The organism is Mesorhizobium sp. M00.F.Ca.ET.216.01.1.1, assembly GCF_004010325.2.
Taxonomy (GTDB): Bacteria; Pseudomonadota; Alphaproteobacteria; order Rhizobiales; family Rhizobiaceae; genus Mesorhizobium.
The window spans coordinates 180,541-195,641 of record NZ_SADR02000011.1; the positions used below are offsets into that span (position 1 = coordinate 180,541).

Consider the following 15,101-nt stretch of genomic DNA (forward strand, 5'->3'; position numbering starts at 1 on the left):
TGGAGTAGGTGGGCACTATGATTGACCGCATCATTTCCGAGCTTGGCCCGTGGAACTGGATGGTTCTTGGCTTCATCCTGCTGGTGATGGAGGTTATCGCGCCAGGCGTCTTCATGTTGTGGATCGGCATCGCCGCCCTGCTGATCGGCGCGGTCTCGCTACTGATCTGGGATGCCGGTTTCTGGACTTGGCAGGTCCAGGTTCTCGCCTTTCTGGCGCTGTCGCTGGTTTCGGCCTTTGTCGGCAAGAAGTTGGTCGGCGGGCGCCATGACGTGACCGACCAGCCACTGCTCAACCGCCGCGGCGCACAGATGATTGGCCGGATGGCGACGCTTGCCGAGCCGATCAAGGACGGCCGTGGCCGCATCCGCCTCGGCGACACGCTGTGGCGTGTTTCCGGTCCCGACCTGCCGGCCGGTACGCAAGTGCGGGTGACGGGCGCCGCCGAGACCGATCTGGAACTGAGGGTCGAGGCGGTCTAGGAGCATTTTGCAGCCAGGTGGAATCACTTGGCGTCGCAGAAATGCGGCTAAAACAAACAGATAGAGCGGGATGCCAAGTTCATCCCTTTCGAGGCGGAAAAGAGTTATGCCGCGCCGATGCGCAGCAGGTCGTGCAGATGGACAAGCCCGACCGGCTGACTACCCTCGACCACCATCAGGCTGGTGATGGCTGACGTGTTGATGGTCTGCAGCGCCGTCGCCACCAGCGTGTCCGGCCTGGCCGTTTTCGGCCCCCGGGTCATCACCTCATCAACGCTCATCTCCAAAAGATTGCTGCCGATGTGGCGTCTGATGTCGCCGTCGGTGATGATGCCTATAAGCGCACCGTCGCCAGCCGTGATCGCCACGCAACCGAACCCCTTGCGCGACAATTCGAGGATCGCCTCGCGCATTCCTGTGCCCGTAGACACCAGCGGCAGCCTGTCGCCGACATGCATGATGTCGCGGATCTGCGTCAGGTTGGCGCCGAGTTGGCCGCCGGGATGGAAGGTACGGAAATGGTCCGGCGTAAAGCCCCGTGCTTCGAGCAAGGCAATGGCCAGCGCATCGCCCATCACCAGTTGCAGCAGCGTCGACGTCGTCGGCGCAAGGCCGTGCGGACAGGCTTCTGGCGCGCGCGGCAGCAGAAGCACCACATCAGCCTTGCGCGCCAGCGCCGACGTTTCTCCGGCAGTGACGGCGATCAGCGGGATCGAGAAACGCCTGGAATAGGCGATGATGCCTTTGAGTTCCAGGCTTTCGCCAGACCACGACAAGGCGATGATGGCATCGTCCCTGGCGATCATGCCGAGGTCGCCATGATTGGCTTCGGCAGAATGGACAAAGAAAGCCGGCGTGCCGGTCGAGGCAAGCGTCGCCGCGATCTTGGAACCGATATGACCGCTCTTGCCGACCCCGGTGACGATGACGCGGCCATCGATCCGCGACACCATGTCGACGGCCCGCGCGAACGGTTCGGCCAGTCCGTTTTCGAGCGCGGCGGCCAGCTCTGCGATGCCGGCCTGTTCGGTCGCCACCGTCCTGAGCGCCGAGGCGATCGAAGCCTGCCTGTCCAGCGGCTTCTTTTCTGGGGATCCCGCATGCATGGCTGATGCGATTAGCGCTTTGCCGCCCGGCTGTCCAACGGAATTGCCAACCTGAAGGACTGAGAGGCAGCGGCCTCAACCGTCCGTTAACCATCCCCATTTACGGTTCGGTAAGTATGGCGCGCCTGCGCCGCGCAAGCAGTGGTGACGATGTCGGGGGCCCAGCCTGAAAAGAAAAGAGGTCGAGGGGGCAAGGGCATCCGTGCTCTGCTGCTGGCGACCAGCATCTTCGCTCTGCTGCGACCAGCTTTGCTTTGCGCCCAGGAGACCGAACTGCGCGGCGAGGTTTCGGAATCGACGATTCTAGCCGACCAGCAGCGCAAGACCAGGCAGCTGAGCATGGTCAGGTCCCAGGGGCAGAAGGCGCCGCCGGCCAACGCAACCGCCCAGGACAATACGCCAGCGACCACCTATCTGCCGGCAAGTCCCGGCGCTGTGCCGGACGACGACACCGGCGCAACTGCTGCGACCGGCAACATTTTCGACCACCCGGCCGCCACAGACGATACTTTTGCCGGCAATCCAACTCCCACCCCGACCCGCCGGCCTTCGACCGCAAAGCAGCGCGCGACCGATGCGGACAAGGCCGAGGACAAGACCAAGGTCACAGACAAGAAGAAAGCAAAAAAAGACTACGTCACGACTGCGTCCATAACAGCCGCAGACGACAGCGATACCACGGCCGATGCGGACGACGACACACCCAACCGCCGTGCCGTCTCCATCGACAGCGCCGAAAGACAAAAGCTTGATCCCGGTGCCGAGCGTACCGAAGCGATCGAAGGCCAGGACAAGAAAGCCGAGGACGATCCCTTTGTTGCGACCGGCATCAAGCTCGGCTCGTTCGTCATCAGGCCGACGCTGGAGCAAGGCCTGACGGCATCGTCGAACGCCGATTCCAGCAGCGGCGGCAAGCCGGCACTGCTGTCGGAATCGGCGCTGCGCTTCAGCGCCATCTCCGACTGGCGGGAGAACTCCGCGACGGTCGACGGCTATGGCATCTTTCGCAAGACCATATCCGGTGACGAGGTCTCGGACGCGCAAGGCCGCGTCGAAGGCACGCTCAACGTCGATCTCGACAATGAGCTGCGCGCCATCGCCAAGCTCGGCTACGAGGCGGTGCCGGAGTCGGCCTCCTCGCCGGTCGTCATCGTCGGCACCGTCTCACAGCCGGTGCGGCAGACCATCAATGGCAGCCTTGCCGTCGAGAAGGATGCCGGCAAGATGCGCTTCGCGCTGACCGGCGCGGTCGAACACGACATCTATGGCGACGCCAAGCTTTCGATGGGCGGATCATTGTCGCAAAAGGACCGCGACTCTACGCTCTATACGGCGATCTTGCGTACCGGCTACGAGATCTCCCCTGCCATCACACCCTTCACCGAGGTCGAGGTCGGCCGGCGGGCCTATGATTTGCGCGTCGACAGCAACGGCTTTGAGCGATCCTCGACACGGCTTGGAGCACGGGCCGGCATCGAACTCGACCTCGGCGAAAAGCTTGCCGGCGAATTCTCGGCCGGCTGGCTGCGCGAAGCCATCGACGACGACCGCCTGCAGGCGATTTCAGGCCCAACCGTCAACGCCGACCTCAAATGGTCGCCGGAACGCGGCACCACGATCGGCCTCATCGGCCAGACGACCGTCGAGGGCACCACGACCGCAGGCCAAAGCGGCGACATCCTCTATTCGGGCCGCCTCACCGGCGAGCGGGAAATCCGCGCCAACCTGACCGGAAACGCTGTTCTGGGCCTGGACTGGCGCGACTACGTCGGCTCTAACGGTCACGATCTGAGGCTGAGCGCCGAGGCCGGGCTTACATGGTGGCTGAACCGCTACGCCGGACTGGCTACCCGCGCCCGGACCGAGAAGCAGACCAGCAATCTGCCGGGACGCAACTATACCGGCAACAGCATCTTCGTCGGCCTGAAGCTCCAGCGCTAGACCTTGATCCCGAAATATGAGGGCCGGTTTTCGGATAAGATCGTGGCCAAACGAGAAAGCGCATCCCGATTCAATCGGAATGGATCAGGCTCTAGAACGCGGCACCCCAGCGTTCGGAGGGATGGAGTTCGTCGAGAAGCGTGCGGATGACGCCGGCCATGCTTGCGTTCATGTCGCTGCGCCACAGCGCAAAGGCTACGTTGGCTTCGACGAAACCTTCTGGCGATCCGCAATCGAAGGTGCGACCCTGGTAGTGGAAGCCGTAAAACGGCTGCTGCTGCTCCAGCTTCAGCATCGCGTCGGTGAGCTGGATCTCATTGCCGGCACCTCTTTCCTGGCCCTCGAGGATCCCGAATATCTCCGGCTGCAGGATGTAGCGTCCGTTGATGTAGAGGTTGGAGGGCGCGGTGCCGATCTGCGGCTTTTCCACCATGCCGGTGATGCGGAAGCCGTGGTGCGTATCCTCGCCGCGGCCGACGATGCCGTATTTATGCGCTTCGGCCGGATCGCATTCCTGCACAGCGACGATGTTGTTGCCGGTTTCGGCATAGAGCTCGACCATATCCTTCATGCAGCTCTTTTCCGACTGCATGATCATGTCAGGCAAAAGCAGGGCGAAGGGCTCGTCGCCAACGAGTTCGCGGGCGCACCAGACGGCGTGGCCAAGGCCGAGCGGCACCTGCTGGCGGGTGAAGCTGGTCTGGCCCGGAGCAGGCTGCAGCCGCTGCAGGCGAGCGAGCTGGTCGTCCTTGCCGCGCTGGGCAAGCGTGTCATAGAGTTCGAACTGCACGTCAAAATGGTCTTCGATGACTGCCTTGTTGCGGCCGGTGACGAAGATGAAATGCTCGATACCGGCCTCGCGCGCTTCATCGACCACATACTGGATGACGGGCCTGTCGACGACGGTCAGCATTTCCTTGGGGATGGCCTTGGTGGCCGGGAGAAACCGCGTGCCGAGACCGGCGACCGGAAAAACTGCCTTGCGAACTCTCTTCATGCTGTCAATTATCCGCTTGCACGCCGGTTCGGCAATCCCGCTGCGAGACATTTTCGCGCCGGAATAAGAAATACGCACCGACACACCTTTTCGTTCCCGACGGCCCCTATGGTAAACCAAATACTAACCGGCTTCGGTGATGAATGATCTTCCTGAGATGAAGAAGGAGGAAAAGATGTCCGTTCGCAACACCGCAAAGCGCTTGGCAAGCGTCATGACGGCCACCGGCCTCTCGCTCGCTTTGCTGATGCCTGCAGGACCCGCCTTTGCTGATGCCGGTTTCCGGCAATGGGTCGCCGGCTTCCGCGCTGTCGCGGTGCAGAGCGGTGTTTCCGGCGCCGTCTACGACCAGGCCTTCAAGGGCATCAGCGACGTCGATCCGGTGGTGCTGGAAAAGGCACGTACTCAGCCTGAATTCACTGCTCCCGCCTGGGATTATTTCGACAACCGCGTCCATGACCAGTCGGTCGCCGTCGGCCAGCAGATGGCCAGGAAATGGAAGCCGTGGCTGGACAGGATCGAGGCGAGATACGGCGTCGACCGCAACGTTCTGCTGGCCATCTGGTCGATGGAATCGAACTACGGCGAGATCCTAAAGCGCGACGACATCATGCGCAATGTGGTGCGTTCGCTGGCGACCCTTGGCTATGCCGACCCGAGACGCTCGAAATTTGCCCGCACCCAGTTGATCGCGGCGCTGAAGATCCTGCAGAGGGGCGACATCGACGAAAGTCACCTGAGCGGCTCCTGGGCCGGTGCCATGGGCCACACCCAGTTCATCCCGACCAGCTACCAGTCTTACGCCGTCGACATGGACGGTAACGGCAAGCGCGACATCTGGAATTCGATTCCCGACGCACTGGCGACAGCTGCCAACCTGCTCAGGAAGAATGGCTGGCAGGCCGGCAAGACCTGGGGTTATGAGGTCCGCCTTCCGGACGGAAAGAAATTCCCCAACGGATCGAAGTCGCTGTCGCAATGGCAGGCCTTGGGTGTCACCCGCGCCAACGGCAAGCCGTTCAGGAACGGCTCGGACAAGGCCACGTTGAAGGTGCCGGACGGTCGTGGCGGGCCGGCGTTCCTGATGATCAGGAATTTTTCGGTCATCAAGCGCTACAACAATGCCGACAAATATGCGCTTGCCGTCGGCCTTCTTGCCGACGAAATCGCCGGTTATGGTGGTCTTGTGCAGGACTGGAAACGGCCTTTCACCAAGCTCACCTTCGAGGAAAGGCAGGAGCTTCAGCAAAGGCTTTCCGAGCACGGCTATTATGACGGCAAGTTTGACGGCAAGATCGGCGACGGCTCGAAGGCCGCCATCCAGGCCTTCCAGGCAAAGGCCGGCTTGACCCAAGACGGGTATCCGAGCATGGAAGTGCTCAAATGGCTCCGGCAGAAATAGAGCCGCTTAAAGCTGGAGCCGCCTAGGGATGGAGAGGGTGATTGGTTTCGGTCGCGCGCATCCTGACGATCGTTCGTCGCATGCCGATCCTGCTTCTGGCCATTGCCGTTCTTGCGGTCGGTGTCGCCAGCGTCTTTCATGCGCCAGCCATGGCTCAGGAACAGCAAAACCGTGGCTGGTCGCTGCGCGATCTGTTGTTTCCGCGTAGAAGCGAGTGGATCGAGCCGCCGCTCGAAGTCCAGAAAGCAAGGCCGAGGCCCAAGGCAAGAAAACCCCGGGCCCCTCGCCCGCCGGCCGAACCGGAAATACCGATTGTCGATAAGGCGCCGGATGCCCGTGTCGTCCTGGTGGTCGGCGATTTCATGGCAGCTGGCCTTGCCGAAGGTCTGGACACCGCCTTTGCCGAAAACCCCGGCGTCAAGATCGTCGTCCGCAGCAATGGTTCATCCGGTTTCGTACGCGATGATTTCTATAACTGGCCCGAACAGATCAAATCAGTGATCGAGGCCGAAAAGCCGGCAGCCGTGGTCGTCATGCTGGGCTCCAACGACCGCCAGCAAATGCGCGTCGGCGATGTCCGTGAACAGCCGCGATCCGAGAACTGGACCAACGAATATGAACGCCGGACCGAGGCGTTTGGCGGCGCTATAGCGTCGACCAAGGTGCCGTTCCTATGGGTCGGCATGCCGGCATTCCGGGTGTCGAAAATGACCTCCGACATGTTGGCCTTCAACGACGTCTACCGTTCGGCGGCCGAGAAGCATGGCGGCGAATTCGTCGACATCTGGGACGGGTTCGTTGATGAGAACGGCGCCTTTGTCACCACGGGGCCGGATATCAACGGCCAGGCCGTGCGGTTGCGCGCCGACGACGGCATCAACGTGTCGAAGGCTGGCAAGCGCAAGCTTGCCTTCTATACGGAAAAACCGCTGATGAAGATCCTCGGTCTGACCACGCCCGGAAGTGCCGTCACGGCCTCTGCGCCGGCTGGTGCCCCTGTCGAGGCACCGGCGCCCGTTGCCGCCCCTATCGTGGTCGACCGCACCGTGCCGATGCTGCTCAATGATCCGGCGCTCGACGGCGGCTCGGAACTTCTCGGCGCCGCGCCGCCGACAAAGGCGAATGTGAATTTGCCCGGCGAAAAACTGATCATCGAGGGCAAGGCCCCCGATGCCTCGCCGGGCCGCGCCGACGATTTCTCCCGGCCGCCCAAGATACCCGCGACCGCAGCAGCCGACACCACGACCGCCATCAATCGATAGGCGGCTCTCAGCGCGGCAGCACGCTCGATCCCATCAGCGCCTCGTCGATCGCTCGCGCCGCCTGGCGTCCCTCGCGGATCGCCCAGACGACCAGCGACTGGCCGCGGCGCACGTCGCCGGCCGCATAGAGCTTGTCAACGCTGGTCTTGTAGTCGCGGTCGTTGGCCTCGACGTTCTTCGAGCGCCGGCTGTCGGTGACGGTCTTCATCTGTCCTTCGAGTTCCGACACTGGCCCTTGGGTGGTCGGCCCGGCAAAGCCGATAGCGATGAAGGCCAGATCCGCGCGGATGACGAATTCGGTGCCGGAGATCGGCTTGCGCTTTTCGTCGACCTCGCAGCATTTGACGCCGGTCAGTTGGCCGTCTTCACCGATGAATTCGAGCGTTGCCACCTGGAACTCACGCTCGGCACCTTCGGCCTGCGACGACGAGGTCCGCATCTTCGTCGCCCAGTAGGGCCAGACCGAGAGCTTGTCTTCTTTCTCCGGGGGTTGCGGGCGGATGTCGAGCTGGGTGACGCGAACGGCGCCCTGGCGAAACGCAGTGCCGACGCAATCGGAGGCCGTGTCGCCGCCGCCGACGACGACGACATGCTGGCCGCCGGCGACGATCGGCGGCGAAGGCCACGCCACCGATTGGATCGGCTCACCGCCGATGCGCTTGTTCTGCTGCACCAGATACGGCATCGCATCGTGCACGCCGTCGAGATCGTCACCGGGAATGTTGGCAGCGCGCGGTGTCTCCGAGCCGCCGCAATAGAGCACGGCATCGTATTCGGCGAGCAGCTCCGCCACCGGCTTGTCGACGCCGACATTGAGGCCGCAATGGAAGCTCACGCCCTCGCCCTGCATCTGCTCGATGCGCCGGTCGATATAGTGCTTCTCGATCTTGAAGTCGGGAATGCCGTAGCGCATCAGACCGCCCGGCCGGCTCTCGCGCTCATAGACATGGACGTCGTGGCCGGCGCGGCCAAGCTGCTGGGCGGCTGCCATTCCGGCTGGTCCCGAGCCGATGATGGCGACGCGCTTGCCAGTCTTCTTTTCCGGCGGATAAGGCCTGATGTGACCGGTTTCGTAAGCCTTGTCGGCGATCGCCTGCTCGATTGTCTTGATGGCGACCGGAATGTCCTCGAGGTTCAGCGTGCAGGCTTCCTCGCAAGGTGCGGGGCAGATGCGGCCGGTGAATTCGGGGAAATTGTTGGTCGAATGCAGGTTGCGGATCGCATTGTCCCAATCGCCATTATAGACGAGGTCGTTCCAGTCCGGGATCTGGTTGTGGATCGGACAGCCTGTCGGCCCGTGGCAGTACGGGATGCCGCAATCCATGCAGCGTGCGGCCTGTTTCTCGACCTCCTTATCCGACATTGGCAGCGTAAACTCACGGAAATGCCGGATGCGGTCGGAAGCAGGCTGGTACTTGTGCACCTGCCGGTCGATCTCGAGAAACCCAGTTACCTTGCCCATAGTCCAGTTCCTGCTGTCCAGAGGCGCGCTTACCGGCGCACCCGTTAACCTCACAAGGCAGCCATGGCAACCTTCAGTCCGAGGTTAGGATTGTCGATGAGGACGTTGGCCGGGAATCCTGCTTCCCGGCAACTCCCAAAACTTATTCCGCCGCCACGCTCATGCGCATGCGTTCCATCTCGATCAATGCGCGGCGGTATTCGACCGGCATGATTTTCCGGAATTTCGGCCGGAAAGCCGCCCAGTTGTCGAGGATCTCGCGACCCCGTACCGAACCCGTGTAATGAACATGGTTCGAGATCAACTGGTAGAGCCGCTCCTCGTCGTGGCTGGTCATGTCACCGGAGACGTCGACGCGGCCCTTGTGATCGAGATCGCCACCATGATGGAGCAGCTTCTCCATCAAATCGTCTTCCTCCGGAACCGGTTCCAGTTCGACCATCGCCATGTTGCAGCGTTCGGCGAAATCACCTTCCTCGTCGAGCACATAGGCAACACCGCCCGACATGCCGGCGGCGAAGTTGCGGCCGGTCTTGCCGATGACGACGACGATGCCGCCGGTCATGTATTCGCAGCCATGGTCGCCGACGCCTTCGACGACAGCGGCCACACCGGAGTTGCGTACGGCAAAGCGCTCACCGGCAACGCCGCTGAAATAGGCCTCACCCTCGGTGGCGCCGTAAAGCACCGTGTTGCCGACGATGATGGACTCCGCCGCGACGATCTTGGTGTTCTCCGGCGGGCGGATGACGAGTCGGCCGCCCGACAGACCCTTGCCGACATAGTCGTTGCCGGCGCCGATGAGCTCGAACGAAATGCCGCGTGCCAGGAAAGCGCCGAAAGACTGGCCGGCGGTGCCGGTCAGCTTCACCGAAATCGTGTCCTCGCGCAGGCCCTTGTGTCTGAAGCGCTTTGCCACCTCGCCCGACAGCATGGCGCCCGTCGAGCGATCGACATTGCGGATCGGCAATTCGATGCTGACCGGTTGCCTTGCCTCGAGCGCGGGCTTCGCCAATTCTATCAGCTTGCGGTCGAGCACATCGTCGATCGGATGCTTCTGCCGCTCGGTCCAGTGCACCGCTTCGTGCGGCGCATCCGGCTTGAGGAACATCTTGCCGAAATCGAGCCCGCGTGCCTTCCAGTGCTGGATCACCGCGCGCTTCTCCAGCAGATCGGTATCGCCGATGATCTGGTCGAGATGGGTATAGCCCATCTCGGCAAGCAGGCCTCGAACCTCTTCGGCCACGTAGAAGAAGAAGTTGATGACGTGTTCCGGCGTGCCCTTGAAGCGCTTGCGCAGGACGGGATCCTGCGTCGCGACGCCGACCGGGCAGGTGTTGAGATGGCACTTGCGCATCATGATGCAGCCGGCCGAAATCAGCGGCGCGGTCGAGAAGCCGAATTCGTCGGCGCCGAGCAGCGCGCCGATGATGACATCGCGGCCGGTGCGCAGGCCGCCGTCGACCTGCAGGGCGACGCGGGATCTGAGGCCGTTGAGCACCAGCGTCTGGTGCGTCTCGGCAAGGCCCATCTCCCATGGGCTGCCGGCATGCTTGAGCGAGGTCAGCGGCGAGGCACCGGTGCCGCCGTCGTAGCCGGAAATGGTGATGTGATCGGCGCGCGCCTTGGCGACACCGGCCGCGACCGTGCCGACGCCGACCTCGGAGACCAACTTGACCGAAACGTCAGCCGCCGGATTGACGTTCTTCAGGTCGTAGATCAGCTGCGCCAGATCCTCGATCGAATAGATGTCGTGATGCGGCGGCGGCGAGATTAGGCCGACGCCCGGCGTCGAGTGCCTGACCTTGGCGATGGTCGCATCGACCTTGTGGCCGGGCAACTGGCCGCCCTCGCCGGGCTTGGCGCCTTGCGCGATCTTGATCTGCATCACATCGGAGTTGACCAGATATTCCGCCGTCACGCCGAACCGTCCGGAGGCAACCTGCTTGATTGCCGAGCGTTCGGGATTCTTACCGCCGCCCGGCAGCGGCAGGTAGCGGTCGGCCTCTTCGCCGCCCTCGCCGGTGTTCGACTTGCCGCCGATGGCGTTCATGGCGCGCGCCAGCGTCGTGTGCGCTTCCCTGGAGATCGAGCCGAACGACATTGCCCCGGTCGAGAAGCGCTTTACGATGTCGGCCGCCGGCATAACCTCGTCGAGCGCAACCTTCTTGCGGCCGGTCTCTTCCGCGAGCCTGATCTTGAACAGGCCGCGAATGGTCTGTGCCCGCGCCGTCTCGCTGTCGATCTGGGCGGAATACTCCTTGAAGGTCTCCCATGACCCTTGGCGCACGGCGTGCTGCAAAGTGGCCACCGCATCGGGCGACCATATATGGGCCTCGCCGCGCATGCGGAACATGTACTCGCCGCCGACTTCGAGGCTATTGCGCAACACCGGGTCGTTGCCGAAGCCGTCGGTGTGGCGGCTGACCGTCTCGGCCGCGATCTCGTCCAGCCCGACGCCCTCGATCAGCGTCGCAGTGCCGGTGAAGTACTTCTGCACGAAATCCGACCTCAGCCCGATGGCATCGAAGATCTGCGCACCGCAATAGGACTGGTAGGTCGAGATGCCCATCTTGGACATCACCTTGAGGATGCCCTTGCCGATCGACTTGATGTAGCGGGAGACGACCTCGTATTCGTCGACCTCCGCCGGCAGCTCGCCGCGCTTGTGCATGTCGAGCAGCGTGTCGAAGGCGAGATATGGATTGATCGCCTCGGCGCCGTAGCCGGCAAGGCAGCAGAAATGATGCACCTCGCGCGGCTCGCCGGACTCGACGACGAGGCCGACGGAGGTACGCAATCCCTTGCGGATCAGGTGATGGTGCACTGCCGCCGTCGCCAGCAACGCCGGTATGGCAATGCGGTCCGGTCCGAGCTGGCGGTCGGATAGGATGATGATGTTATAACCGCCGGCGACCGCGGCTTCGGCGCGCTCGCATAGCCGGTCGATGGCGCCCTGCATTCCGGCGGCGCCTTCGATCGCAGCGTAGGTGATGTCGATCGTCTTGGTGTCGAAACGATCCTCGGTGTGGCCGACCGACCGCAGCTTCTCCAGGTCGCCATTGGTCAGGATCGGCTGGCGCACCTCGAGCCGCTTGCGGCGCGAGTTGCCGACGAGATCGAAGATGTTCGGCCTCGGTCCGATAAAGGACACCAGGCTCATCACCAGTTCCTCGCGAATCGGATCGATCGGCGGGTTGGTGACCTGGGCGAAATTCTGCTTGAAATAGGTGTAGAGCAGCTTCGACCTGTCAGACATCGCCGAAATCGGCGTGTCAGTGCCCATCGAGCCGACCGCTTCCTGGCCGGTGGTCGCCATTGGCGACATCAACAGCTTGGTGTCTTCCTGGCTGTAGCCGAACGCCTGCTGGCGATCGAGCAGGCTGACATCCCTGCGCAAGGCGCGCGGCTCGACCGGCTTCAGGTCTTCGAGGATGAGTTGGGTGTTGGCGAGCCAGCTCTTGTACGGATGCCTGGTCGCGATCTCCGACTTGATTTCCTCGTCGGAAACGATGCGGCCCTTCTCCAGGTCGATCAACAGCATGCGGCCGGGCTGCAGCCGCCACTTGTGGATGATCCTCTCCTCCGGCACCGGCAGCACGCCGGCCTCGGAGGCCATGATGACACGATCGTCGTCGGTGACGATGTAGCGCGCCGGGCGAAGCCCGTTGCGGTCGAGCGTGGCGCCGATCTGGCGGCCGTCGGTGAAGGCAACTGCCGCCGGCCCGTCCCAGGCCTCCATCAGCGCCGCATGATACTCATAGAAGGCCTTGCGGTCTTGATCCATGAGCTTGTTGCCGGCCCAGGCTTCCGGGATCAGCATCATCATCGCATGGGCGAGCGAGTAGCCGCCCTGCGTCAGGAATTCGAGCGCGTTGTCGAAGCAGGCGGTGTCCGACTGTCCTTCGTAGGAGATCGGCCACAGCTTCGAGATATCGTTGCCGAACAGCTCGGAATCGACCGAAGCCTGGCGCGCCGCCATCCAGTTGACGTTGCCGCGCAGCGTGTTGATCTCGCCATTGTGGGCGACCATGCGATAGGGGTGCGCCAGCTTCCACGATGGGAAGGTGTTGGTCGAGAAGCGCTGGTGGACGAGGATCAGCGCCGTCTCGAAACGTGGATCGGTCAAATCCTTGTAGTAGGCGCCGACCTGGTAGGCCAGGAACATGCCCTTGTAGACGATGGTCCGCGACGACATTGACACGACGTAGAAGCCGTTGTCGACGCCCTTGGTCTCCTCGTGGATGCGGCCCGAGATCACCTTGCGCAGGATGTAGAGCCGCCGCTCGTAATCGTCTTCGCTTTCTATGTCGGCGCTGCGGCCGAGAAACACCTGCCGATGCACCGGTTCGGACGCGGCGATTTCCGGCGCCTTGGACAGCGAGGAATTGTCGACCGGCACGTCGCGGAAGCCGAGCAGCGGCTGGCCTTCGAGCTGCGCCACCTCGGCGATGATGCCTTCGATGTGCGCCTGGAGTGCTGGATCGCGCGGCATGAACACGTGACCGACGGCATAGTGGCCGGGCTTGGGCAGTTCGACGCCCTGGCTGGCCATCTCTTCGCGGAAGAAGCGGTCGGGAAGCTGCACCAGCACGCCGGCGCCGTCGCCCATCAGGGGATCAGCGCCGACGGCGCCGCGATGCGTCAGGTTTTCGAGCACGGCAAGGCCGTCCTTGACGATCTGATGCGACTTCTCACCCTTCATGTTGACGATGAAGCCGACGCCGCAGGCATCATGCTCGTTGCGCGGATCGTAAAGCCCATGGGCGGCGTAGCCGGTATTGGTACGCAGCGGATTTTTGACGGCTGCCGCTTTCGTCTGCGCGGCCGGACCGTTCGTCGCAGATGGCGTCAATTCCGTCATCATCCTGTTCCTCCGTTCCGCGCCTGTCAGGCGCTGGTTTCCGTCGGGAAGCGCGTGGCTCCCCTTATCATCCTTGCGGCACGTCTTGCGAAATTATTGCCAAAACCATGCGGCTTTCCGCATGCTTCGCATCTGGTAATCGTACAGGCCAGAGCCGGGCTGTCTACCTGTCGCTCGCGGCAGCGGCCGGAGAGGCCCAAATGATACGCCAATCCAGCCTGATTTTGTGCGACAAAATAAGACAGCACTACTGTCCTAAATTTTTTATGACAGAAATCAGGGGCGTGCACAAGACTGATTCACAAAAATCTTGGGCGTTGCGCGACAGAAAATTACGCAAAACGGACTGAAAACGTAACCTTCGATCGCCGCATGTCTCCTAGCCTTACCGGTGGCTTTACCGCTTTTCCAGCGTCTGGCCCTTGCGATCGGCATGAGAAAGCGGCCAAGGTCGCGTCGATTTTCCCAGCACAGGCAAACGCATGATTTTCACTTCCGACAATTGGGCTGGCGCCCATCCCAGCATCGCTGCCGGCCTGTCGGCCAACGCCGGCGGCTTTTCCACCGCCTACGGCGACGGCACTCTCGACCGGGCCATCTACCGGCGTTTCAATGAAATCTTCGAACGCGAGGTCGCGGTTTTTTTCGTGGCCACCGGCACCGCTGCCAACTCGCTATCGCTGACTGCCTACAACAAGCCGGGCGGCATCTCCTTCTGCCACCGCGAATCGCATTTGATCGAGGACGAATGCGGCGCGCCGGAATATTTCACCGGCGGCTCACGGCTCTATGGCGTCGATGGCGCGCTGGGCAAGATCGATCCGAACAATCTGGAAAGGGCCGTCGGTCGCTTCGCGCCTGAAATCGTCCATTCCGGAAGGCCGATGGCGATATCGATCACCCAGTCGACGGAAGTCGGCACTGTCTACACGCAAAATGAGATCGCGAGGATTTCGGAAATCGCCAGGCATCACAGACTGCCGCTGCACATGGACGGCGCGCGCTTTGCCAATGCACTGGTCGCGCTCGGCACGACGCCGGCGGAAATGACCTGGAAGAGCGGCGTCGATATCCTCTCCTTCGGCGGCACGAAGAACGGCTGCTGGTGTGCCGAAGCGGTTGTGCTCTTCGATCTTGATCGCGCCGGGGAACTGGCCTTCCTGCGCAAGCGCGCCGCGCAGCTCTTCTCGAAATCGCGCTTCGTCGCGGCGCAGTTCGACGCCTATTTCAGGGATGGGCTGTGGCTGGACACCGCGAGGCACGCCAATGCCATGGCGGCGCGCCTTGCCGCGGCGATCGAGGATTCCCCCTCGGCGCGGCTGGCCTGGTTGCCGCAGGCGAACGAGGTCTTCGCGGTGATGAAAAAGGCCGAAGTTGAGAGGCTTCAGGCGGCGGACGCAGCGTTCTTCGACTGGCACAAGCCGCACGGTTTCGACGGCCATATCGGCGAGGACGAAGCGCTCTACCGTTTCGTCACCAGCTTCGCCACCACAGTCGAGGAGGTCGACCGTTTTGGCCACTTGATCGCAGGGTAGCGGGTACATCCCACCAAATAAAAAAAGGCGGCGCCTTTCAGCGCCGCCTT

The 15,101-nt window shown here is 62.6% G+C and carries 9 protein-coding genes; 5 read left to right on the plus strand and 4 right to left on the minus strand.

Features of this window, described 5'->3' with window-relative positions; genetic code table 11:
• Nucleotides 1-17: 17 nt before the first annotated feature.
• Entirely contained in the window at nucleotides 18-482 is a 465-nt protein-coding gene (locus tag EN859_RS16525; protein WP_127853955.1) for an NfeD family protein, read from the plus strand.
• 104 nt (nucleotides 483-586) lie between these two features.
• Here EN859_RS16525 and EN859_RS16530 read toward each other — a convergent pair whose 3' ends face one another.
• Nucleotides 587-1,588 carry a KpsF/GutQ family sugar-phosphate isomerase gene (locus EN859_RS16530; protein ID WP_127853956.1) on the minus strand — a complete coding sequence of 334 codons (1,002 nt, stop codon included), beginning with the start codon at nucleotides 1,586-1,588 and terminating at the stop codon, nucleotides 587-589.
• Between the two features lie 150 nt (nucleotides 1,589-1,738).
• Here EN859_RS16530 and EN859_RS16535 point away from each other — a divergent pair, with 150 nt between their 5' ends.
• Nucleotides 1,739-3,529, plus strand: coding sequence for an outer membrane beta-barrel protein (locus EN859_RS16535; RefSeq protein WP_189502015.1), 1,791 nt, complete (start codon nucleotides 1,739-1,741; stop codon nucleotides 3,527-3,529).
• 91 nt (nucleotides 3,530-3,620) lie between these two features.
• Here EN859_RS16535 and galU read toward each other — a convergent pair whose 3' ends face one another.
• Nucleotides 3,621-4,535: a UTP--glucose-1-phosphate uridylyltransferase GalU gene (galU, locus tag EN859_RS16540; protein WP_189502017.1), complete on the minus strand. Its 915-nt coding sequence runs from the start codon at nucleotides 4,533-4,535 to the stop codon at nucleotides 3,621-3,623.
• 166 nt (nucleotides 4,536-4,701) lie between these two features.
• Between galU and EN859_RS16545 the strand changes: the two genes are divergently transcribed.
• Both EN859_RS16545 and EN859_RS16550 read left to right on the plus strand, forming a co-directional pair.
• Entirely contained in the window at nucleotides 4,702-5,928 is a 1,227-nt protein-coding gene (locus tag EN859_RS16545) for a lytic murein transglycosylase (protein ID WP_127853958.1), read from the plus strand.
• Between the two features lie 41 nt (nucleotides 5,929-5,969).
• On the plus strand, nucleotides 5,970-7,190 hold the full coding sequence (locus EN859_RS16550) for a DUF459 domain-containing protein (protein WP_127853959.1): 1,221 nt from the start codon (nucleotides 5,970-5,972) through the stop codon (nucleotides 7,188-7,190).
• A gap of 7 nt (nucleotides 7,191-7,197) precedes the next feature.
• Here the strand turns inward: EN859_RS16550 and EN859_RS16555 are convergent, their stop codons facing one another.
• Complete coding sequence (locus EN859_RS16555; RefSeq protein ID WP_127853960.1) at nucleotides 7,198-8,652, minus strand: glutamate synthase subunit beta; 1,455 nt, start codon at nucleotides 8,650-8,652, stop codon at nucleotides 7,198-7,200.
• A gap of 142 nt (nucleotides 8,653-8,794) precedes the next feature.
• Nucleotides 8,795-13,516, minus strand: a complete 4,722-nt coding sequence (gene gltB / locus EN859_RS16560) for a glutamate synthase large subunit (protein ID WP_127853996.1) — start codon at nucleotides 13,514-13,516, stop codon at nucleotides 8,795-8,797.
• A 482-nt stretch (nucleotides 13,517-13,998) separates the two neighbouring features.
• Here gltB and EN859_RS16565 point away from each other — a divergent pair, with 482 nt between their 5' ends.
• Nucleotides 13,999-15,051 (plus strand): low specificity L-threonine aldolase, encoded by a 1,053-nt coding sequence (locus EN859_RS16565; protein ID WP_127853961.1) that lies wholly within the window; start codon nucleotides 13,999-14,001, stop codon nucleotides 15,049-15,051.
• Nucleotides 15,052-15,101: the final 50 nt, after the last annotated feature.